17 protein-coding genes and 3 tRNA genes are annotated in these 21590 nt (G+C 73.8%); 18 read left to right on the top strand and 2 right to left on the bottom strand.

The window, feature by feature from the left end:
• Positions 1-64: 64 nt before the first annotated feature.
• Positions 65-646 (top strand): hypothetical protein, encoded by a 582-nt coding sequence (locus tag ACIG5E_RS26250; RefSeq protein ID WP_396537279.1) that lies wholly within the window; start codon positions 65-67, stop codon positions 644-646.
• A gap of 102 nt (positions 647-748) precedes the next feature.
• Entirely contained in the window at positions 749-1810 is a 1062-nt protein-coding gene (locus ACIG5E_RS26245; protein WP_396537277.1) for a hypothetical protein, read from the top strand.
• Positions 1811-1875: 65 nt separating this feature from the next.
• Here the strand turns inward: ACIG5E_RS26245 and ACIG5E_RS26240 are convergent, their stop codons facing one another.
• On the bottom strand, positions 1876-2946 hold the full coding sequence (locus ACIG5E_RS26240; protein WP_396537275.1) for a M48 family metallopeptidase: 1071 nt from the start codon (positions 2944-2946) through the stop codon (positions 1876-1878).
• Between the two features lie 262 nt (positions 2947-3208).
• On the opposite strand from ACIG5E_RS26240, the gene ACIG5E_RS26235 reads away from it, so the two are divergent.
• From ACIG5E_RS26235 to ACIG5E_RS26200, 8 genes are all read left to right on the top strand, one after another.
• Complete coding sequence (locus ACIG5E_RS26235) at positions 3209-3355, top strand: hypothetical protein (RefSeq protein ID WP_363435494.1); 147 nt, start codon at positions 3209-3211, stop codon at positions 3353-3355.
• Between the two features lie 153 nt (positions 3356-3508).
• Positions 3509-3664 carry a hypothetical protein gene (locus ACIG5E_RS26230; RefSeq protein ID WP_167344932.1) on the top strand — a complete coding sequence of 52 codons (156 nt, stop codon included), beginning with the start codon at positions 3509-3511 and terminating at the stop codon, positions 3662-3664.
• Between the two features lie 124 nt (positions 3665-3788).
• On the top strand, positions 3789-4421 hold the full coding sequence (gene nadD, locus ACIG5E_RS26225; RefSeq protein WP_380414033.1) for a nicotinate-nucleotide adenylyltransferase: 633 nt from the start codon (positions 3789-3791) through the stop codon (positions 4419-4421).
• 13 nt (positions 4422-4434) lie between these two features.
• Entirely contained in the window at positions 4435-6288 is a 1854-nt protein-coding gene (locus ACIG5E_RS26220; protein WP_396537272.1) for an LCP family protein, read from the top strand.
• A gap of 171 nt (positions 6289-6459) precedes the next feature.
• Positions 6460-6918 carry a ribosome silencing factor gene (rsfS, locus tag ACIG5E_RS26215; protein ID WP_396537395.1) on the top strand — a complete coding sequence of 153 codons (459 nt, stop codon included), beginning with the start codon at positions 6460-6462 and terminating at the stop codon, positions 6916-6918.
• Entirely contained in the window at positions 6915-7562 is a 648-nt protein-coding gene (locus ACIG5E_RS26210) for a histidine phosphatase family protein (RefSeq protein WP_396537393.1), read from the top strand. The genes rsfS and ACIG5E_RS26210 overlap by 4 nt, the downstream gene beginning before the upstream one ends.
• A 136-nt stretch (positions 7563-7698) precedes the next feature.
• Positions 7699-7771, top strand: a tRNA-Ala gene (locus ACIG5E_RS26205).
• Between the two features lie 57 nt (positions 7772-7828).
• Positions 7829-7901: transfer RNA gene (locus ACIG5E_RS26200), tRNA-Ala, on the top strand.
• A gap of 59 nt (positions 7902-7960) precedes the next feature.
• Here ACIG5E_RS26200 and ACIG5E_RS26195 read toward each other — a convergent pair.
• Positions 7961-8860 carry a helix-turn-helix transcriptional regulator gene (locus tag ACIG5E_RS26195; protein WP_396537270.1) on the bottom strand — a complete coding sequence of 300 codons (900 nt, stop codon included), beginning with the start codon at positions 8858-8860 and terminating at the stop codon, positions 7961-7963.
• Between the two features lie 103 nt (positions 8861-8963).
• Between ACIG5E_RS26195 and ACIG5E_RS26190 the strand changes: the two genes are divergently transcribed.
• The 8 genes from ACIG5E_RS26190 (at position 8964) to ACIG5E_RS26155 (ending at position 21128) form a co-directional block, all read left to right on the top strand.
• Positions 8964-10403, top strand: coding sequence for an MFS transporter (locus ACIG5E_RS26190; protein ID WP_396537268.1), 1440 nt, complete (start codon positions 8964-8966; stop codon positions 10401-10403).
• A 209-nt stretch (positions 10404-10612) separates the two neighbouring features.
• Positions 10613-10685, top strand: a tRNA-Ala gene (locus ACIG5E_RS26185).
• Positions 10686-10782: 97 nt separating this feature from the next.
• Positions 10783-12078 carry a hypothetical protein gene (locus tag ACIG5E_RS26180; RefSeq protein WP_396537266.1) on the top strand — a complete coding sequence of 432 codons (1296 nt, stop codon included), beginning with the start codon at positions 10783-10785 and terminating at the stop codon, positions 12076-12078.
• A 298-nt stretch (positions 12079-12376) separates the two neighbouring features.
• The gene (leuS, locus tag ACIG5E_RS26175; RefSeq protein WP_396537264.1) at positions 12377-15265 is read left to right on the top strand and encodes a leucine--tRNA ligase; all 2889 of its coding nucleotides are present in this window, start codon (positions 12377-12379) and stop codon (positions 15263-15265) included.
• A 315-nt stretch (positions 15266-15580) separates the two neighbouring features.
• The gene (locus tag ACIG5E_RS26170; RefSeq protein WP_396537262.1) at positions 15581-16396 is read left to right on the top strand and encodes a hypothetical protein; all 816 of its coding nucleotides are present in this window, start codon (positions 15581-15583) and stop codon (positions 16394-16396) included.
• 81 nt (positions 16397-16477) lie between these two features.
• Positions 16478-17323 (top strand): DegV family protein, encoded by an 846-nt coding sequence (locus ACIG5E_RS26165; protein WP_396537260.1) that lies wholly within the window; start codon positions 16478-16480, stop codon positions 17321-17323.
• Positions 17324-17743: 420 nt separating this feature from the next.
• Positions 17744-18484 (top strand): helix-hairpin-helix domain-containing protein, encoded by a 741-nt coding sequence (locus ACIG5E_RS26160; protein ID WP_396537258.1) that lies wholly within the window; start codon positions 17744-17746, stop codon positions 18482-18484.
• A gap of 46 nt (positions 18485-18530) precedes the next feature.
• Positions 18531-21128: a ComEC/Rec2 family competence protein gene (locus ACIG5E_RS26155; protein WP_396537256.1), complete on the top strand. Its 2598-nt coding sequence runs from the start codon at positions 18531-18533 to the stop codon at positions 21126-21128.
• Positions 21129-21590 lie beyond the last annotated feature (462 nt).

Below are 21590 nucleotides of genomic sequence, written 5' to 3'. Positions count from 1 at the left end.
ACGTGTGACGGACCAACTGCCGGGAGCCACAGACAAATCGCCCGGCCGGTAATACGCTGAATCCGTGGCTGAGGATGTGGGGGGCTTGCCGTACCCCGACGGCGCCGACCACGGTGGTGCGGACGACGAGTTCGCCACCGTGGTCTTCGATGAGGCCTTCGTCCGGTCCGCCGCCGTGCACGAGCCGACGGCCAAGGAGCGGCAGCTCGCCGCCGCCGAGGCGCGGTTCGAGCCGGACACCGCGGGACCGGGCTGGAGCTATGACGTTCCGGCCGGGGACGGGCTGCCGCTGGAGCTGCGCCCGTACCCGAGCGGACTCGACGAGGACCACCTGTACCCCGATCCCTGGTCGGGCCCGGGCCGGGCGACCGGCCGCCGGGGCCGGCGCTGGGGGCGGCGCTACGACCCGGTGCGCGCCCGCGGGCGGTACGTCGCCCAGCAGCGCTGGCACCGGCCGGTGGCCTGGGTACTGGCCGTGATCATGGGCGTGAGCCTGGTGGCGGTGGCGGTCGCGGCGATCTACCAGGGCGTGGGCTCCTCCTCCGGCGCGCCCCGGCGCCCGGAGTCCGGCAGCAGCAGCCCGGGGACGGACCCGCGGTCCGCGCCGGCCGAGCCGTCGCCGGTGGTCACGGCGCGCGCGGGCTGAGCGGGACGGGGGCGTACGCCCGGGGCGGGTGGTCACGGAGCGTTCCGGGCAATCTGCCCGAGGGCCCTCGTGGCGGGGCTGCCGTCCGCCTACCCTGGTGTCATGGGTGACCCGCGCGAGCCTCCTGAGGGTACGCCCGAGGGCGGTTCCGGCAACGAGGACGAGTTCCGGTCCGTCGTCTTCGACGAATCGTTCGTCCGGGCTGCCCGGATCCAGGAGCTGTCCGCCCGGGAGCGGCTCGCGGGCTCCTTCGGCAGGGCCACCCGGGCGCGGGTGCGGCTCGGGCCGCTGGGGACGGTGCCGCGCCAGGCGCTCGCCCTGCTGCTGCTCATCCTGCTGGCCTTCGGGGCCGCGGTGTACTTCGGGGTGAACTCGCCCAAGGGTATCCCGGAACGGCCCGAGGGCAGCCAACTGACCGTCAGTCTGGTGGCGTTGAGCCCGGCTTCGGCCGTCCACCCGGTGGCCGACCCGGCGGATCCGTTCGCCGCGCTGCCGCCCGGGTACGGCGACGGGACGGCCGGGCTGAACACCCCGGCCGGGGCCGCCACCGAGCACTTCAGCAAGGTCGAGGTGACCAAGGCGCTGGACACCGTGCAGCGCTATCTGGTGGCCTCCTCATTGACGCCGGCGGCACTGGTCCAGGGCGCCACCACCGACGTGCGGACCTTCGTCACGCCCGGTGAGCAGGCCCAGTTCGACGCCTCCGTCAGCCAGCCGGCGGACGACCGGCACCACGCGGTGACCGGCTGGATCGTCCGCTTCGACCCGGCGCAGGCCGCGCTGGCCTCCGGCACCGTGAAGGTGGTCGGCGCGATGCGGGTCGACGAGGCGGACAGCGGCACGCTGCAGATCACCACCGACCACACCTTCGTCTACGCGCTGAAGCCGGCCGGTGCCCAGGCCGGGTCGCCCGTCACCCTGGAGACCGTGCGGCGCGAGCTGACCTTCCAGTTCGACCGGGTGGACCTGGCCTCGGCGCAGCTGCGGCTGGTGGACTCGGTGGTGCAGGCCGGGCCGGAGCCGTGCACGGCCTCGATGGCGGGCTTCCTGCAGCCGGTGCTGGCCACCGCGCAGGGCACCGTGGTGGCGCCGCCGCCGGCGGTGGACCCGGGCAACCACGCGCGGCCGGCCTGGCAGGTGTGCGGGGTGCTGACGGGGAGCTGAGCGGTCCGCCGCGGCCGGACGGCCGGTGCCCCGGGCGAGGCCACCGGCCGTCCGGCCCGTGGGGCTCAGCCGTCGGTGCGCTCCGAGGAGCCGTGGTCCGCGGGGGAGGTGCCGCGGCCGCCGCCGGTGAAGGTGTCGCGCAGCTTGCCGCCGACGGTCGCGGCGCCGCCGGCCACGTCCCGCAGCAGGCCCATCAGCGGGTCCTTGCTCTCCTTGACCGAGGTCGTGTAGTGCTCGGCGGCGGCCTTCCACTGCTCGCCGACCGAGGTGTCCCGGTCGTCCGTGCGGCGCGGGTAGGCGCCGGCCGTGATCGAGCGGTACTCGTCGCTCTCTGCCCACTTCTTCAGCTGGGCGACCCGGACCACCGCGAACGGGTGGGTCTGCGGCAGCAGTTGGAGCAGCTTGAGCACGCCGTCGCGCAGGTCGCCGGCCTTCTCGTACTCCTCGGCCTGCTCCAGGAAGGCGTCGACGTTCATCTCGGCCAGGTTGTGCCCGCCGGCCAGCTTCATCAGGGCCCGCATGGACGCCTGGAGGTCCTGCCCGGCGAGCAGGCCGGCCCGGTCGCTGGATAGTTCGGCCTTGCGGAACCACTCCTTGAGCGCGGTGATGACGGCCATGATCGCCAGGTTTCCGAGCGGCACCCAGGCGATCCGGGTGGCGATGTTGGTGAGGATCATCAGCATCGTCCGGTAGACGGCGTGGCCGGACATCGCGTGGCCGACCTCGTGGCCGATGACGGAGCGCAGCTCCTCCTCGTCCAGCAGCTCGACCAGGCCGCTGGTGATCACGATGATCGGGGTGTCGATGCCGATGGTGAACGCGTTGACCGCCGGGTCCTGGGTGACGTACAGGTCCGGGACCTGCTCCAGGTCGAGCACGTAGGCGGCGTCGCGGACCATGTCGTACAGCTCGGGGAACTGGCGCTCGGAGGTCTTCACGGCGGTGGCCAGGAACATCAGCCGGATCGAGCGCTCGGAGACCAGGCCGGCGAGCTTCTTCAGGATGTCGTCGAAGCCGGACAGCTTGCGCAGGGCGACCAGCGCCGAGCGGTCCGCGGGGTGTTCCCAGGCCCGGGTGGAGATCTCGGGGAAGCGCTGGCGGCGCCGGCTCGGGGCCTTCGCGGTCGTGTCGGTCATGGTGTGAGTGCCTCCTGTCGACGGCGGCCCCGGCGCAGTGGCCGGCCCCCCGCTGGTCTTCGTCTGCGACGGCTCGTCTGCAACGACTGCCTGTGCAACGTCCGTGGTTGCGTACTCGTCCCCGGAGTCAGCGTACGCGCGGGCCGGGGCGCGGCGCCGGGGCCGGTGGGCGGCGCCGGTGTGAGGCCGGTTTACCCTGAATGACCTGGAGAACCGGGACCGGACCCGGCCGCGGTACCGAGCAGTTCGAGGAGCCCCTCAGATGTCCACCGAAGCGCTGGTCAGCCTGGCCGCACCCATCTCCGACGAGCCCGGCCCGGGGCTGTTCCTGCGGATCATCGTGATCGCGTCCTTCGTCGGGATCGGCCTGCTGGTCTGGATCATGGCCCGCGCCTTCCGCGGCCAGTAAACCCGCCGTTCGACGCCCAAGGCTCACGCCCGGTCAGCGGCGGTGGGCCGCCGAGCGGTTGCCGTGTAACCCCCCGTACGATGACGGGTGGGCCCTCACCGGCCCGGAACAACCCCCAGGTCCGTTCACCGAGCCGAGAAGGTCCCGCCGACCATGAGCACTGCTGCCGCACTCCCCGTTCTGAACCTGCTCGCCGAGGGCGAGGGGGGAAACCACGACAGCCTGAACCCGCTGCTGACGGGTGGCTCCGCGCTGTTCATCCTGATGCTCCTGCTCTTCATCGTCACCCGCTTCAACCGGGACCGCTGAGCCGGGACCACGGACCGCTCGGGGAGCGTCCGGCCAGTGGGCCGGCCGCTCCCTCACGCATCAGCGGGCCACCCCCGCACGGGCGTTCCCGCACCGTGACGGGCGTCGCGTAAGGTGTGGCGGCATGGGAGAGCAGGCCGGGAATCCCGGCGGACCGGAACCGGTGAAGAAGCGCCTCGGCGTGATGGGCGGCACCTTCGACCCGATCCACCACGGCCACCTGGTCGCCGCCAGTGAGGTGGCGAGCGCGTTCCACCTGGACGAGGTGATCTTCGTCCCGACCGGGGAGCCCTGGCAGAAGAGCGACCGCCACGTCACCCCCGCCGAGGACCGCTACCTGATGACGGTCATCGCCACCGCGGAGAACCCGCAGTTCTCGGTGAGCCGGATCGACATCGACCGCCAGGGCCCGACGTACACCGTCGACACCCTGCGCGACCTGCACGCCCTGCACCCGGACGCGGACCTCTTCTTCATCACGGGCGCCGACGCGCTCGCCCAGATCCTGTCCTGGCACGACTCCGACGAACTCTTCTCGCTGGCCCACTTCATCGGATGCACCCGGCCGGGGCACACTCTGTCGGACGCCGGGCTTCCGGTGGGCGGGGTCTCCCTGATGGAGGTCCCGGCGCTGGCCATCTCCTCCACGGACTGCCGCAACCGGGTCGCCAAGGGCGAGCCGGTCTGGTACCTCGTCCCGGACGGCGTGGTCCGCTACATCGACAAGCGGGCGCTGTACGCGCCGCACGGGACCTGAGCCAGGAGCGGGCGTGAGCGATCGCAACGGCCGGCAGCAGCCGGAGGAGTGGTCCACCGGGCAGTACCAGCAGCCGTACCAGGGCCAGGGCCACGAGTATCAGCAGGCGTACGAGCAGCAGTACGACCAGTACGGGCAGCCGGTGTACGGGCAGGGCTCCTACGGCGGCCAGGCCCAGGGGTACCAGCAGGACCAGGGCTACCAGCAGGGCCAGGGCTACCAGCACGCCCAGGGCTACCAGCAGGGCCAGCAGACCGGGCAGATCCCGCAGCAGCAGTCGTACGGGCAGCAGCACGAGCAGTACGAGCCGTACGACCAGTACGGGCAGCCGGTGTACGTCCAGGACCCGTACGGCGGCTACCAGCAGCAGGGGTACCAGGGGTACCAGCAGCCGTACCAGGCCGCGCCGGCCGCCCCGGTGGCCCCGGTGGTCGCCGAGCCGCAGCCCGAGCCGCCCGTCGTGCCCGAGGCGCCCGCTCCCGCGGCTCCCGCCGCCGTGCCGCCACCGCGCCGCCGTGCGCCCCGGCCGGCCGCCGAGACTGCCCCGGCCGAGCCCGAGGCGCGCTCCGAGCAGGTCGCCGGGGCCCGGTCCGGCAAGGCCGGCGGCCGCGCGCCCAAGGACGGTTACACCACGGGCGAGTTCACCTTCGTCGACGAGGAGGCGGAGGAGACCGAGGACGTCATCGACTGGCTGAAGTTCGCCGAGTCCCGCAGCGAGGTGCGCGCCGAGCGGCGCCGCAAGCTGAAGAACCGGCTGGTCGGTCTCGGTGTGGTGCTGGCGCTCGCGGCCGGCGGCGTCGGCGGCTACCTGTGGTTCACCGGGGACAAGCCGACTGCGGCCGCCGCGGCCGGCGGGCGGCAGGTCAACGTCGTCCACCTGCGCGACCTGCAGGGCAAGGTGTCCAGCGCGCTGCTGGTCGACGACGCCTCCGGGCACAAGGGCACGGTGCTGCTGCTGCCCGACGTGCTGCGGCTGCCCGGCCCGGCCGATCCGCCGGTGACCACCGTCGGCCAGGCCATGGACGCGATCGGCGCCTCGGCGACCCGCGACGGCCTGTCCACCGTGCTGGGCGCCCCGGTGGCCGGCACCTGGCGGCTGGACACCCCGTACCTGGAACTGCTGGTCTCCCAGCTCGGCGGCGTCCGGGTGGACACCAACGCCGCGACCTACGAGGGCGGCAAGCCGGACGGCAAGGAGTTGTCCCCGGCGGGCAAGAACACCCTGCTCAGCGGCAAGGCCGCGGTCGCGTACGCCACCCTGCAGGCGCCCGGTGAGAACCGGGACGCCCAGCTGGCCCGGTTCGGGCAGGTGATGGACGCGGTGGTGCGCACCATGCCGACCGAGTTCAAGGACGCCAAGGACGACGTGCACCGGATGAACGCGGTACTCGACCCCTCGCTGCCCGAGGACGCCCTGGCCGGGGTGCTCGCCCAGCTCGCCCAGCAGGCCAAGGACGGCCACTTCAGCACCACCGCGCTGACCGTCAAGCCGGACGGCACCCTCGACGAGGCGACCGCGGGCAAGCAGGTCAAGGACGTGCTCGGCGGCACCGTGAAGTCCGCGGCGGCCGGTGACGCCCCCACCCGGGTCTCGTTGCAGGACGCCTCCGGCAACGACGCGGCCGGCGCCGCCGCGCAGGTCCAGATCGTCAACTCGGGCCTGACGTTCATCCCGGGTGGCGCCAAGACCGCGCCGCAGGCCACCAGTGAGATCCGCTACACCGACGACGCCCGGCAGGCCGCGGCGAAGTCCCTGGCGGCCAGCCTGGGGCTGCCGGACACGGCGGTGAAGAAGGTCGGCGACGCCCAGAACGCGGACCTGGTGGTCGTGCTCGGCAAGGACTACCAGCCGCCGAAGAACCAGTAGCCGGTCGGCCGGTCACCGGGGGCCGGGGCCCCCGGCCGGCACCCGGTTCGGCCCCGCCCGCCCCCGCGGCCCGGAAATGCGTTCCGAGGCCGCAGGGGCGGCGTGAGATCCTGGAAGGCGACCCCGGCCGTGCGCCGGGGCCGCCCCAAGCCGCCGAGCCGGAAGAACAACGTGACCGTCACCGACCACAGCCAGCAGCTCATCACCGTCGCCGCGCAGGCGGCGGCCGACAAGCTCGCGCACAACATCATCGCCTTCGACGTCAGCGAGGTGCTGTCGATCACCGACGCCTTCCTGATCGCCTCCGCGAACAACGACCGCCAGGTCCGCTCGATCGCCGAGGAGATCGAGGACCAGCTGCGCGAGCAGCTGGACATCAAGCCGGTGCGCCGCGAGGGCGAGCGCGAGGGCCGCTGGATCCTGCTCGACTACCTGGACATCGTCGTGCACGTCCAGCACTCCGAGGAGCGCTCCTTCTACTCGCTGGACCGGCTCTGGAAGGACTGCCCCGAGCTGCCGCTGCCCGCGGACGCCATGGAGTCGCGCAACCGCCCCGACGCCATCACCGACGAGGCCGGCAACGCCGTCGCCCCGGCCGACGACTTCGGCAAGCCCGAGGACCTGCACTGAGCAGGGACGCGCGGGGCCCGCGCATCGTCTTCTGGCGGCACGGCCAGACGTCCTGGAACCTCGAATCGCGGTTCCAGGGCACCACGGACATCGAGCTGACCGGCCAGGGCGTCGTGCAGGCCCAGCGGGCGGCCCGGCTGCTCTCCGGCCTGCACCCCGACCTGCTGATCTCCTCGGACCTCAAGCGCGCCCGGCGCACCGCCGAGGAGCTGGCCGCGGTCACCGGGCTGGACGTGCAGCACCACGAGGGCCTGCGGGAGACGTACGCGGGCTCCTGGCAGGGTCTGACCAACGCCGAGATCCGTGAGCGCCACCCGGAGGAGTACGCGGCCTGGGCGGCCGGGGAGCCGGTGCGGCGCGGCGGCGGCGAGCTGTCCACCGAGGTCGCCGACCGCTCGGTGCCGGTGGTGCTGGAAGCCGTCGCCAAGCTGCCGGAGAACGGCACGCTGGTCGTGGTCAGCCACGGCGGCACCATCCGGACCATGCTCGGGCGGCTGCTGGGCCTGGAGGCGCCCCTGTGGGAGTGCTTCGGCGGGCTGTCCAACTGCTGCTGGTCGGTGCTCGGCAAGGGGGCGCGCGGCTGGCGACTGCTGGAGCACAACGCGGGCACGCTCCCGCAGCCGGTCATCGGCGACGACACCTGACGGCACTCGGTGACGGGGGCTTCGCGGGGGCCCGGAAGGGGCGGATTTCGCAGTTCCGGGCCTGACCAGCTAGAGTCTTCCTCGTTCGCAGGGAAGGAACGCGGCCCGGAAGGGAAGCGGGAGATCCGGTGAGTGCGGGGCTATAGCTCAGTTGGTAGAGCGCTTGCATGGCATGCAAGAGGTCTGGGGTTCAATTCCCCATAGCTCCACTCCGCATCGGCGGTCGTGGCCAGTTGGAATTCCGGGGCCACGGTCGTCCGTGTCGCGGGGCTATAGCTCAGTTGGTAGAGCGCTTGCATGGCATGCAAGAGGTCTGGGGTTCAATTCCCCATAGCTCCACAGCAGTTCGAGAGGCCGTCACCCGGTGGGTGGCGGCCTCTCGGCCTTCCCCGGGCACCTCACGGCGCGCAGGTGTGGGTCCAGCCGCCCGGCGGCAGGGAGTTGAGCCGCTCGACCAGCTCCCGGTCCTGCGGGTTCTCCGGGACGTACACGACGATGTAGCACTCCGGGACGCCCGGCATCGTCAGGTAGGTGGCGTTCAGCCGCACCACACCGAGCTCCGGGTGGCGGAAGATCCGCAGCAGGGTGTGCGGCGGCGACACCTCCTGGCGGGCCCACAGCTCCCGGAACACCTCGCTGCGGGCCGACAGCCGCTGCACATGCTCCTCCCAGACCGGTTCGCCGACGTGCTTGCCGTACGCGGAGCGCAGCACCGCCACCATCCGCGGCAGGGTCACCTCCGGGTTCTCGCACGGGTTGCAGCACGTCGGCGCGGTCAGCATGCACCAGAGGCTGTTGAAGAAGACCCCGTGGGACGGGCGCATCCGCTCGGTGTCGAACAGCGACCCGTACGGCCGGTTGAAGCTCAGCACGTCGAACCGGGTGTTGGAGACCGCCGCCGGCAGCGGGGCGAGCGAGTCCAGGATCACCTGGATCGACGGACTCAGCTCCGGCGGGGCCGGCTGGGCGAGCGGCGAGGGCGACATCCCGGCCAGCCGGAACAGGTGCTGGCGCTCGGTGCCGTCCAGCCGCAGCGCCCGGGACACCGCCAGCAGCACCTGCTCGCTCGCGTTGATCGGCCGCCCCTGCTCCAGCCACGTGTACCAGGTGACCCCGACCCCGGCGAGCTGCGCGACCTCCTCGCGCCGCAGCCCCGGCGTACGGCGGCGCAGCCCGGTCGGCAGGCCGACGTCCTCGGGGGTGACCCGCGCCCGGCAGGCCTTCAGGAAGTGGGCCAGCTCGGTCCGACGGCGCTCGCGGTCGCCCGCCGCGGTGGGGAGTTCCTCCAGGACGGTCATGGCGTCCATCGTGCCGCAGCGCGCCCGGGCGATACAGGTGCTGCCAGTACCAGGATCAGCAGGCTCTAACCACCAGTACCGGACCGGCCCCAGGCTGGTGGCCATGACGGACCTTCAGATCCGGCCCGGCGTGGCCGGAGGCACCGCCGGGGCGCCAACCGTACGCCCCGGGCTTCTCCTCGCGCTCGTCCTGTGCGGGCAGTTCATGGCCGTGCTCGACGCCTCCATCGTCAACGTCGCGGTACCCACGATCCGCACCGACCTGGGCGCCTCCGGCGCCGCCCTGCAACTCGTGATCGCCGGCTACACCATCGCCTACGCGGTCCTGCTGATCACCGGCGCCCGGCTCGGCGCCCGGTACGGCTTCAGCCGGCTGTTCCAGCTGGGCCTGGCCGCCTTCACCGCCACCTCGCTGGCCTGCGGCCTCGCCCCGACCACCGGCTGGCTGATCGCCTTCCGGCTGCTCCAGGGCGCGGGCGCGGCGCTGATGGTGCCGCAGGTGATGAGCCTGCTGCAGCGCACCTTCACCGGCGCCGCCCGCACCCGGGCGATCGGCCTCTACTCGGCGGTGCTGGCCGTCGGCGTCGCGTTCGGGCAGGTGCTCGGCGGGGTGCTGGTCAGCGCCGACCTGTTCGGCACCGGGTGGCGGCCGGTGTTCCTGGTCAACGTGCCGATCGGGCTGGTGCTGCTGGCGGCGGGCGCCCGGCTGCTGCCGCGGCTGCCCGGCGACGCCTCGCGCGGCTTCGACGTCCCCGGCCTGGTGGTGCTGGGCGCGGCGCTCGGCCTGCTGGTGGTGCCGCTGGTGCTCGGCAACGAGCTCGGCTGGCCGGTCTGGGGCTGGGCGATGATCGCGGGCAGCGTGCTGCTGTTCGGCCTGTTCACGGTCGTCGAGCGCGGTGTCGCCCGGCGCGGCGGGCAGCCGCTGATCCCCGGGCGGGTGCTGCGCGCGCCCGGGCTGCGCCCGGCGGCGGCCGGACTGTTCACGATCATGGCGGCCTACGCGGGCTTCATGTTCGCCTTCGCCCTGCACCAGCAGGCGGCCCTCGGCCACAGCGCGCTGCGGGCCGGACTCTGCTCGGCGCCCGTCGCGATCGGCTTCGGCCTGTCCAGCCTGCGCTGGCACCGGCTGCCGGGCCGGCTGCACGGGATGCTGCCGTCGGTCGCCGGGGTGCTGCTCGGGGGCGGCTACCTGCTGCTGGGGGTGCTGCTCGGCGGCGGCGCCGGGATCGGGGCGGTGGTGCTGGTGGAGACGGCCGCACTCGGCCTGGCCGCGGGCTTCGCGTACGCGCCGCTGTTCGCCCGGGCGCTCGCGGGGGTGGCGCCCGAGGACGCGGCCGATGCCAGCGGGGTGACGGTGACCGTCCTCCAGCTCGGGCAGGTGATCGGGGTCGCGGTGCTCGGCTCGGTGTTCCTCGGGCAGGTGGACCTGCCGGCGCCGGCCGCCGACTCGGGGCACGCGCTGCTGCTCACCCTGGCGGTCAACGCGGTGATGGTGCTCGTCGGGGCGGGCTTCGCCGAGCGCAGCCGGCGGGTGGTGGGCTGACCGGGCCGACCGGGGTGCCGGCCGGGCGCGGTCCCCGGTCGGCCGCGTTGCCCTGGCTGCCTGGCTGCCTGGCTGCCTGGCTGGCTCAGCTGCCTCGGCTGCCTCGGGAAACGGATTTCAGGAGCACGCCCCGGACCGTGTAAAGTAGTCGATGTCGCCGAGGGAAACCGGACGGAAACGACGGGAAACCCGGTGACATCGCAGGTCAAGGGGCTATAGCTCAGTTGGTAGAGCGCTTGCATGGCATGCAAGAGGTCTGGGGTTCAATTCCCCATAGCTCCACAGTGATTGAGAGCCGCCTCCCGGTACGGGGGGCGGCTCTTCGCCGTTGTGTGCATGCCATCGGCGGGCGGGCCGCAAAGACCGCTACCGTCGTGCCATGGCCGATCTGCAGCGAAGGCGGAACGAGGAGCTGGCCCGGATACTGCACCAGCTCGGCTGGAGTCCGGAACGGCTCGCCCGTGAGGTGAGCCTCGCCCTGCCGCCGGGCCTGGCGATCAGCTCCACCGCCCCGTACAAGTGGCGCGACCGCGGCATGGTGCCGCGCAGCCCGCACGACCAGACCGTCTGTGAGGTGCTCAGCCGCACCCTCGGCATCGCCGTCACCTACGAGCAGCTCTGGGGCCGGATGGGCGGCCACCGCGGCGCCAAGATCCTCTCGCCCCGGCTGCTCACCGACCCGTGGACCGCCGACACCGCCCAGACCGCGCTGCGCGAGGCCGCCACCGACGCCGGACCGGTCCGCCTCACCGACCTGTTCCGCAGCGCCGACCTCGACCACGCCGCCGAACGGCTCTCCTCACCGCCGCCACCGGTCGGCGGCGGCGAGGGCGCGCTGCGCGTCGACCCCTCGCTGGCCGGCGAACTCGGCCTGTCCTACCGCAGCAAGCAGCGCCTCGAACGCTCCTGCGGCGGCGGCCTCGTCCTCGGCCCCACCCGGGCCGAACTCGCCATGCTGGCCAAGCTGTTGGAACTCGGCGCGTACGACGAACGGCTCGGCCGCGAGCTGTACGGCACCGCCAGCAGGCTCGCCCGGCTGGCCGGCTGGGCCGCGTACGACCTCGGCCACGACGCGGCCGCCCAGCGGGCCTTCGTCGCCGCGCTGCGCGCCGCCCACGTCAGCGGTGACCCCCGGCTCGGCGTCGCCGGGCTCGGCGCACTGGTGGTCCTCGCCACCCAGGGCACCGGCGGGCGCGGCCTGGACGCCGTCACCGCGCTGCGCACCGCCCTGGACGCCCACGGCCCCACGCTCAGCCCCACCGGCCGGGCCCGCCAGCTCGGCCGGATCGCCCGGGCCCACGGCCGCCGCGGCGAGGCCGAGCAGGCCGAGGCGGCCGCCGCCCGGGCCTTCGCCGAACTCGACGGCGTGCCCGGCACCGAGGAGGCCCGCGCCGACCTCGCCGGGATGGTGGGAGAGGGGCGGCTGGCGCTCGGCCAGCACCGGATGGCCAAGGGGCTGCTCGCCGAGGCCGTCGCCGGGCTCGGACCGGGGCGGGCCCGCGCCAAGGCGATGCTGATGGTCCGCCTCGCCGAGGCCCACCGACGCCTCGGCGACCAGCGGGAGGCCGCCCGGACGGCGGGGCTGGCGCGGGCGCTGGCGGCGGGGATGCAGTCGGAGCGGCTGGCCAGAGCGCTGCGGGACTTCGACGCGGCGGGGCGGGCGGCGGCGCGGTGAGGGGCCCGGTCCGGTCCGGTGGCGGATGCGCGGTCGGGGCGCGGTGCGCCGGGTGGGACGGCCAGGAGTGCCCTGACCTGCTTGCGGTACCCTGAGCCCATGCGAACCGTGCGCCTGCTCCTTAGCCGGCCGCGCTGACCAGGACCGGCTGCGCCCTCGGGCGGTGCCGGAGTCGGCGTGGCGTCCCCTCCTGCGAGGGGATTTTTTGTTTTCCGCCCCCGCCCGCCGTCGTGGGACGGGTCCACGGTCGGCCGCGTCGCGCGGTTCGCCAACTGACACCGATGGAGCTTGAAGGACCATGAGCGAGACGACCCCTGCGTCCGGCGCGGCCGAGACCGCGACCGAGCCGTTCCGGTACAGCGCCGCGCTGGCGGCGGAGATCGAGTCCCGCTGGCAGGACATCTGGGAGAAGGAGGGCACCTTCCACGCCCCCAACCCCACCGGTGAGCTGGCCGACCCGTCCGCCGGTGACGTCGCCGCGAAGCCGCACAGCTTCATCATGGACATGTTCCCGTACCCCTCGGGCGCGGGCCTGCACGTCGGCCACCCGCTGGGCTACATCGCCACCGACGTCTTCGCCCGCTACCAGCGGATGACCGGCCACAACGTGCTGCACACGCTGGGCTACGACGCCTTCGGCCTGCCCGCCGAGCAGTACGCGGTGCAGACCGGCACCCACCCGCGGGTCTCCACCGAGGCCAACATCGCCAACATGCGCCAGCAGCTGCGCCGGCTGGGCCTGGGCCACGACCCGCGCCGCTCGATCTCCACGATCGACCCGAACTACTACCGCTGGACGCAGTGGATCTTCCTGCAGATCTTCAACTCCTGGTACGACGAGGCGGCCGGCAAGGCCCGTCCGATCGCCGAGCTGGTCGCCCAGTTCGAGGCCGGCTCGCGAGAGGTGCCGGGCGGTCGCGCCTGGGCCGCGCTGTCCGCCGCCGAGCGCGACGAGGTGCTGGGCGAGTACCGCCTGGCGTACGCCAAGGAGGTGCCGGTCAACTGGTGCCCGGGCCTGGGTACCGTGCTGGCCAACGAGGAGGTCACCGCGGACGGCCGCTCCGAGCGCGGCAACTTCCCGGTGTTCAAGTCCAACCTGCGCCAGTGGATGATGCGCATCACCGCGTACTCCGACCGCCTGATCTCCGACCTGGACCTGCTGGACTGGCCCGAGGCCATCAAGCTGCAGCAGCGCAACTGGATCGGGCGCTCCGAGGGCGCCCGGGTGGACTTCGCCGCCCCCGGTGACCAGAAGATCACCGTCTTCACCACCCGGCCCGACACCCTGTTCGGCGCCACCTACATGGTGCTGGCGCCCGAGCACGGCCTGGTCGACTCGATCGTCCCCGCCGCCTGGCCCGAGGGCGTGCCCGCCGAGTGGACCGGCGGCGCCGCCACCCCCGCCGAGGCCGTCGCCGGCTACCGTGCCGCGGCCGCCGCCAAGTCGGACGTCGAGCGCCAGGTCGAGGCCAAGGTCAAGACCGGCGTCTTCACCGGCGCCTACGCCGTCAACCCGGTCAGCGGCGAGCCCGTCCCGGTGTTCATCGCCGACTACGTGCTGATGGGCTACGGCACCGGCGCGATCATGGCCGTCCCCGCCCACGACCACCGCGACTTCGCCTTCGCGCGCGCCTTCGCGCTGCCGATGCGCTGCGTCGTCGAGCCGACCGACGGGCGCGGCTCGGACCCGGCGCAGTGGGACGACGCCTTCGACACCTACGACTCCGTCATCGTCAACTCCGCGCGGGAGCAGGGCGATCTGTCCCTGGACGGGCTGAGCGTCGTCGACGCCAAGGCCCACGTCACCGCGTGGCTGGCCGAGCGCGGCATCGGCGAGGGCACCGTCAACTACCGCCTGCGCGACTGGCTGTTCAGCCGCCAGCGGTACTGGGGCGAGCCCTTCCCGATCGTCTACGACGAGGACGGCGTGATGCACGCGCTGCCCGAGTCGATGCTGCCGGTCGAGGTCCCCGAGGTCGACGACTACTCGCCGCGCACCTACGACGCGTACGACTCCGCCTCCTCGCCGGAGACCCCGCTGTCGCGCAACGAGGACTGGGTCAACGTCGAACTGGACCTGGGCGACGGCGTCAAGCGGTACCGCCGCGAGACCAACACCATGCCCAACTGGGCGGGTTCGTGCTGGTACGACCTGCGCTACGTCGACCCGACGAACACCGAGGCCGTGGTGGACCCGGCCAACGAGGGCTACTGGCTGGGCCCGACCGAGGCCAAGCCGGGCGGCGGCGCCGACCTGTACGTCGGCGGCGCCGAGCACGCCGTGCTGCACCTGCTGTACGCGCGCTTCTGGCACAAGGTGCTGCACGACCTGGGCCACGTCTCCTCCGTCGAGCCGTTCCACAAGCTGTTCAACCAGGGCATGATCACCGCGGACGTCTACCGCGACGAGCGCGGCTTCCCGGTGCCCGCCGCCGAGGTCGAGGAGCGCGACGGCAAGTACTTCTGGCAGGGCGAGCCGGTCAAGCGCGAGGCCGGGAAGATGGGCAAGTCCCTGAAGAACGCCGTCGCCCCGGACGACATCGCCGACGAGTACGGCGCGGACACGCTGCGCCTGTACGAGATGTCGATGGGCCCGCTGGACGTCTCCCGCCCGTGGGACACCCGGGCCGTCGTCGGGTCGTACCGCTTCCTGCAGCGGCTGTGGCGCAACGTCGTGTCGGAGGGCACCGGCGAGCTGGTCGTCACGGAGGAGGAGCCGGACGAGGCGACCCTGCGCGCCCTGCACAAGGCCATCGACGGCATCCGCGGCGACATGGCCGGGCTGCGCTTCAACACGGCCGTCGCCAAGGCGATCGAGCTGAACAACTTCCTGGTCAAGCGCGGCTCCACGCCGCGGGCGGTGGCCGAGCAGCTGGTGCTGATGGTCGCGCCGCTGGCCCCGCACATCGCCGAGGAGCTGTGGCGCCGACTGGGCCACGGCGAGTCGCTGGCGCACGCCGACTACCCGGTCGCCAACCCGGCGTACGTGGTCGACGAGACGGTGACCTGCGTGGTGCAGATCAAGGGCAAGGTCAAGGCCCGGCTGGAGGTCGCGCCCGGCATCACGGACGCCGAGCTGGAGGCGCTGGCGCTGGCGGACCCGGCGGTGGTCGCGGCGATCGGTGACGCGGCGGTGCGGAAGGTGATCGCGCGGGCGCCGAAGCTGGTCAACATCGTGACCGGGTGAGGTCGGAGCTGTTCGTGCTGTTCGTGCTGTTCCGGCTGTTCGTAGTTCGTAGTTCGTAGTTCGTAGTTCGTGGCTTCGTGAGTGCGTGATCGATCGGGCGGGTGTCCTCCGGGGCACCCGCCCGGTGCGTCTTCCGGGCCGTCCGGGCGGTGGGGGCCGGGCCCTCGGGGAGATCCCCGATCTGTCCCTGATCTCCGGCCGCCGGGCCCGTTCGGGCCGCCTCGGGCCCGGTGCGGCGGCTACCGTGGAACCCTCGGCATTGCGGCCCGCGTTGGGCCCGGTGGGGGCCGGAACGGTGGCGGAAGGTGGCGCGCGATGGACGTGTTCGGCGTGATGATCGGCTTGGTCCTGCTCTTCGGGATCGCGACGCTCGTACTGGCGGTGGTCGGTACGGTCAAGGCCGCCAAGACCGTCGCCGCGAAGGTCGAGAAGCACGAGGCCAACGCCCGGCGCGCCGTCGAGACCGCCACCCTCAAGGCGAAGACGTACACCAAGGTCGGCCCGCCCGCGCAGATCGCCACCGTCCGGCTCAAGCTGCGGACCTCGCTCGACGGCACCCGGCAGGTGCTGGAGGGCGGACTGGCGCAGGACAGCCAGCTCGGCGAGTCCCTCGCGCTGCTGACCCGGCTCGACGCTCACGCGGTCGAGCTGGACGGCGAACTGCGGGTCCTGGAACGGGAACCGGACACCGCGCGGATCGCGGCCAAGCTGCCGGAACTGCGGGAGCGGGCGGAGCGGATCACCCACGCGGCGGAGACCATGCGGTGGGCGGCGCAGGACCGGATGCACCGGTTCGCGGACGACGAGCTGAGCCGGCTGAGCCAGGAGTGCGAGAGTGAAGCCGGGGCGCTGCGGCACTGGGACACGGTGGGGGGCGGGGGTGCCGGGTCTGCTTCCGGGTCTGCTTCCGGCGCTGCGGCCGGTTCTGGGGCCGGTCTTGGGGCCGGTTCGGCAGGTGCGGGCGGTGCGGCTGGTTCGTCCGGTGGCGGGGCGGTTCGGGCCGGGCTGACGGACGGGAAGGGGCGGCCGAGCGCGGAGGACCTGCTCGGGCTGGCCGACCCGCTGGCGAAGCTCGCGCAGCGGCTGCGGAAGCCGTCGACGGGAACCTCGGCGGGCCCCTCTGCGGGCTGAGCCGCGGTGGTGCCGGGGCCTCCGGCGGAGCGCGGGGACGGACGCTGTCTTCCCGGACGAACGGGGAGTAATCTCCGCCTCATGCCCTCCGACCTCGCGCTTGTCACCGATTCCACGGCCTATCTGCCGCAGGAGGCCCTCGACCGGCACGGGATCACGGTGGTCCCGCTGAGCGTCGCGGTCGGTGACTCGGTCCTGTGCGAGGGCGTCGAGATCTCCCCGAAGGACGTCGCCGAGGCGCTGCGCGCCAAACAGCGGGTGACCACCTCCCGGCCCAACCCCGAGACCTTCGCCGCCACCTACCGGGCGGCAGCCGAGGCCGGGGCTACGGGGATCGTGTCGGTGCACATCTCCGGTGAGCTGTCCGGCACGGTCGAGGCCGCCCGACTGGCGGCCGCCGAGGCGCCCGTACCGGTGCGGGTGGTGGACAGCCGGCTGGTCGGCATGGCCCTCGGGTACGGGGTGCTGGCGGCGGCCGAGGCGATCGCGGCCGGCCGGGGCCTGCCGGAAGCGGCCGAGGCGGCCACCCGGCGGGCGGCCGGGACCAGCGGTTTCTTCTACGTGGACACCCTGGAGCACCTGCGCCGGGGCGGGCGGATCGGGGCGGCGCGGGCGCTGCTCGGGTCGGCGCTGGCGGTCAAGCCCCTGCTGCACCTGGACGGCGGGCGGATCGAACCGCTGGAGAAGGTGCGGACGGCGTCGCGGGCGATCGCGCGGCTGGAGGAGATCGCGGTCGAGCGGTCGGGGGAGGGCGAGGTGGACATCACCGTCCACCACCTGGCGGCCGAGGAACGGGCCGAGCCGCTCGCGGAGCGGCTGCGGGCACGGGTGCCGGGGTTGCGGGACCTGTACGTGGGCGAGGTCGGGGCGGTGATCGGCGCGCACGTCGGGCCGGGGCTGCTCGCGGTGGTGGTCGCGCCGCGCTGAGGCGGTGGCGGCGGCTGGGCGGTGGTTGCGCCGGATCGGGGTGGGTCGGTCAACCCGGGCATAGGTCACCTACTCGTGTGAGTGACGTTTTTATCCACAACCCCCGGGTTATCCACAGGCTTTCGGTAATTTCTGCGCGCTCGCCGGACGGCTTCTAGCGTCCTCGCCATGACGACCATGGGCCTGGGCGCGGCGAAGCGCCAAGCGATCAACGAGACGGTGCGGCTGCGGATGGCGGCGCTGCTGCCGACGGATGACGAGCCGGTGGGTGGTGCTGCCGCGCCTGTTGCTCGGTCTTCCCCGCCTTCCCCGCCTTCCCTGCTTTCGCAGTCTTCTCCGTCTTCTCCGTCTTCTACGCCCGCGGAGTCCTTGCCCTCCGCTGCTCCGTCTCCGGTGGCTTCTGCGGCGGCGGGGAAGCCGGTGGCGCTGCCTCCGGGGGCAGTTGACGTCCCCGACGCGCCGGGCGCCGGGGCGCGGCTGCGGCTCGCCTCGGTGCTGGCGCTCGACCGACGCGCGGTGGCCGGGCTGGCCATCCTGCTGCTCTTCGCGGTGGGCTACGCCGTGCAGCACTTCTGGCTGACCAGGCCGGAGGCCGTGGCCGTTCCGGCGCTGGTGGCAGCCTCTGCGCTGCCGGAGTCGGGCTCGCCCGCCGCCGATGCCACGCCCGGCAGCGGGGCCGGTCCCCCCGAGGCTTCCTCGGGGGGGCCGGGCGTCGGGCCCGCCGTCGTCATCGACATCGGTGGCCGGGTCCACCTGCCGGGCCTGCACACCCTGCCCGGCGGATCGCGGGTGGCAGACGCCCTGCGGGCGGCTGGCGGCCCGCTGCCGGAGACGGACACCCGGGGCCTCAACCTGGCCCGCGTCCTGACGGACGGTGAGCAGATCCTGGTCGGCGAGCAGGCACCGGCTCCGGTTCCCGTCCAGGTGCCCGGAGGCGCCGGCGGACTTCCCGGGGCCGGCACGCCCCGACCACCCGTCAGCCTCAACCGCGCCACCCTCGAACAGCTCGACGCCCTGCCCGGCGTCGGCCCGACCCTCGCTCAGCGCATCCTCGCCTACCGCGCCTCGCACGGGTCGTTCCGCTCGATCGACCAGCTCCGGCAGGTCAGCGGCATCGGCGCCCGTACGTTCGCGGAACTCCGCCCGCTCCTCACCCTCTGACAGCCGTTCTGTCCCCTCTCGCCGACCCCCGAAGGGAGGTGTCGTCATGTCCGCCACCACCGCGCCGCTCCCGCGCACCCGCTCCTCGGGTGCCGACTTCCGACTGTTGCTGCCCGCCGTCTCGGCCTGGCTGGTCACGGCGGTGCTGCTGCCCCTCGGGCCGGGGTCCGAGGTGCTGCTCTTCTCGCTGGCGGGCGTCGCGGTGCTCGCGGCCGTGCTGCTGCTCACCCGGCCGGGCCTCCTGCGCCGGCGCGGGGCCACGGTGGCGCTGGCGGCCGTCCTGCTCACCGGCGCGGCGGCCGCGGTCGCGACCCCGCTGCACACCGCCGACCTGCACCGCGGGCCGCTGCCGGAGCTCGCCCGCTCGGCCGAGCACGCGCCGCCGCGCTCCCCGGGCACGCCCGCCCCTGCGGTGGAGGTGGAGCTGACCGTCGTGGGGGACCCGAAGGTCCACACCTCCCGGGGCGGCACCACCGGCGGGCAGACCCTCCTCACCCTCAAGGCCGTGGCCGACCGCGCCACCCTCCTCCCGGACGGGCGGTCCACCCGGACGCACACCCCGGTGACCGTCATGGTCCGCGGGCCGGAGAGCGAGCCGTGGCTGCGGCTTCTCCCGTCGGAGCGGCTTGCTGTCGAGGCCGAGGTGCGTCCGGCGGGAGAGGGCTACGACACCGAGTCCGCGGCGCTGCTGGCCGTCCACGGGCCGCCCCGGCAGCTCGCGCCGCCGAGCCTGCCGCAGCGGATCGCCGGCCGGCTGCGCGAGGGCCTGCGCACGGCCAGCGACGGACTCCCGCCGGACGCGCGGGGTCTGCTCCCCGGGCTGGTCGTCGGCGACACCTCGCGGCTGCCCGACGACCTGGTGGACGCCTTCCGGGCCACCGACCTGGTGCACCTGGTGGCGGTCAGCGGGGCCAACCTGGCGATCGTCCTCGGCGTGCTGCTCGGCGCCCCCGGCCAGGCGGGCACTCCGGAACGGCGGGGACTGGCACCGCTGTTGGGGCTTTCGCTGCGCACCAGTGCCCTGTTCGGCACGGGGCTGACGCTGGCCTTCGTGACCGTCTGCCGGCCCGAGCCCAGTGTGCTGCGGGCGGCGGGGACGGGACTGATCGGCATGCTGGCCCTGGCCACCGGCCGGCCCCGCCAGGCCGTACCGGCGCTCGCCGGGGCCGTTCTGGTCCTCGTCCTGCTGGACCCGTTCCTGTCCCGCTCCTTCGGCTTCCTGCTCTCGGTGCTCGCCACTGCCGGGCTGCTCGTCCTCGGGCCGCACTGGGCCGAGTCCCTGCGCGCCCGGCGCTGGCCGCACCATCTGGCGGGCGCGCTGGCGGCGACGGCGGCCGCGCAGGCGTTGTGCGCGCCGGTGACGGTGGTGCTGTCCGGGCACATCAGCCTGGTCGCGGTCCCGTGCAACCTGTTGGCCGAGCTGGCGGTGGCCCCGGCGACGCTGCTCGGCTTCGGGGTGCTCGTCCTGCAGCCGTTCTCCCCGTCCCTGGCCCGGCTGTTGGCCGAGCCGGCGGGGTTGCCGGCCAGCTGGCTCGCCTTCGTCGGACGGCGCGGGGCCGAACTGCCCGGCGGCCAACTGGCCTGGCCCGGAGGCTGGTTCGGCGTGGTGACGGTCGCCCTGGCGACCCTGGCCGCCTGTTGGGCGGCGCCCCTGCTGCTGCCCCGGCGGCCGGAGACGGGCCGGCATGCCCGCCCCCGGCGCCGCTGGGCCCGGGCCCTGGTGACGGGCGCCCTGCTGGTGGTGCTGCTGGCCGTACTGCTGCGCCCGCCGCAGCTCGCCCGGATCGCCACGGGCTGGCCACCGCCGGGGTGGCGGCTGGCGATGTGCGATGTCGGACAGGGAGACATGTTGGCCCTTGCGACCGATGCGCCGGACAGCGCGGTGGTGATCGACACCGGGCCGGATCCCGAAGCGGCCGACCGGTGCCTGCGCGAACTCGGCATCACGACGGTCCCGCTGCTGCTGTTGACGCACTTCCATGCGGACCATGTCGAAGGCGTGCCAGGGGTGTTGCGCGGGCGCCAGGTGGGTGCTGTCGAGGGCACGGCGCTGGATGACCCGCCGGGCGAGGCGGCCCGGGTGACGGCCTGGGCGGCAGGGGCCGGTGTGTCGCTGCTGCGTGCGGGCCGTGGTGAACGGCGTTCGGCCGGCGCGGAGTTGTCCTGGGACGTGGTGTGGCCCGATCCCGGGGCGGCCGTCGAGGCGCCAGGTGCGAACAACGCGAGTGTGGCCCTGCTGGTGACGCTGGCCGGAGGTCTGCGGATGGCGCTGCTCGGGGACCTCGAACCGCCTGCCCAGTCCGCCCTGTTGGGCCGCCTCGGCCGGGTCGACGTCCTGAAGGTGGCACACCACGGCTCGGCCCACCAGGACTGGGACCTGACCGGTGCCCTACGGCCCCGGCTCGCCCTGATCTCCTGCGGCGAGGGCAACCCGTACGGGCACCCGTCGCCTCGTACGGTCGATCGGCTGCGTGCGTTGGGCGCCACCGTCCTGCGCACCGACCGAGTGGGGGATATCGCCGTGACCGGCGATTCCCCGTCCACCCTTGCCGTCGCCGTGCACCCCCAGTCTGACCACGGCGCCCGCGCCGGCCACTCCGCCTCCGGTCACTCCACCCGCAGGCCCCGCGCCCCGCCCCCGTGACCCCCGCTCTCCTCTTCCCTCCACGAGGTGGGGTGGGCAGGGGGTAGGGGTGGGGGAGGTGGAGGGAGGGTGGGAGGGGGGCGGGGGCGGGGGCCCCGGGGAAAGGGATTGCGGCGGGGGGGGCGGGGCCGCCCCCCCCCCCCCCCCCCCCCCCCCCCCCCCCCCCCCGCCCCCCCCCCCCCCCCCCCCCCCCCCCCCCCCCCCCCCCCCCCCCCCCCCCCCCCCGGGGGGGGGCCCGCGCGGGGGGGGGGGCCGGGGGGGGGGGGGGGGGCGGGGGCGGTTCCGGGGGTGGCCGCTCCGGGGGCTGGGTGATTTTCAGACTGCCGACTCTGTGGGTGGGGGTTGGGCGCCGTTGGCAGTCTGAAAATCACCCGTCACGCCCCTCTCCGCAGCCACCCCCTCCACCGCCCCTCCCGCAGCGCGTCCCTCTCGCCTTGGTTGGGTGGGGGAGGGAGGTGGGGG

The sequence above is a fragment of the Kitasatospora sp. NPDC053057 genome (assembly GCF_044546945.1).
GTDB lineage: Bacteria > Actinomycetota > Actinomycetes > Streptomycetales > Streptomycetaceae > Kitasatospora.
Note: the sequence above shows the minus strand (reverse complement) of the source record. Positions and strands in the feature narration are given on the sequence as shown.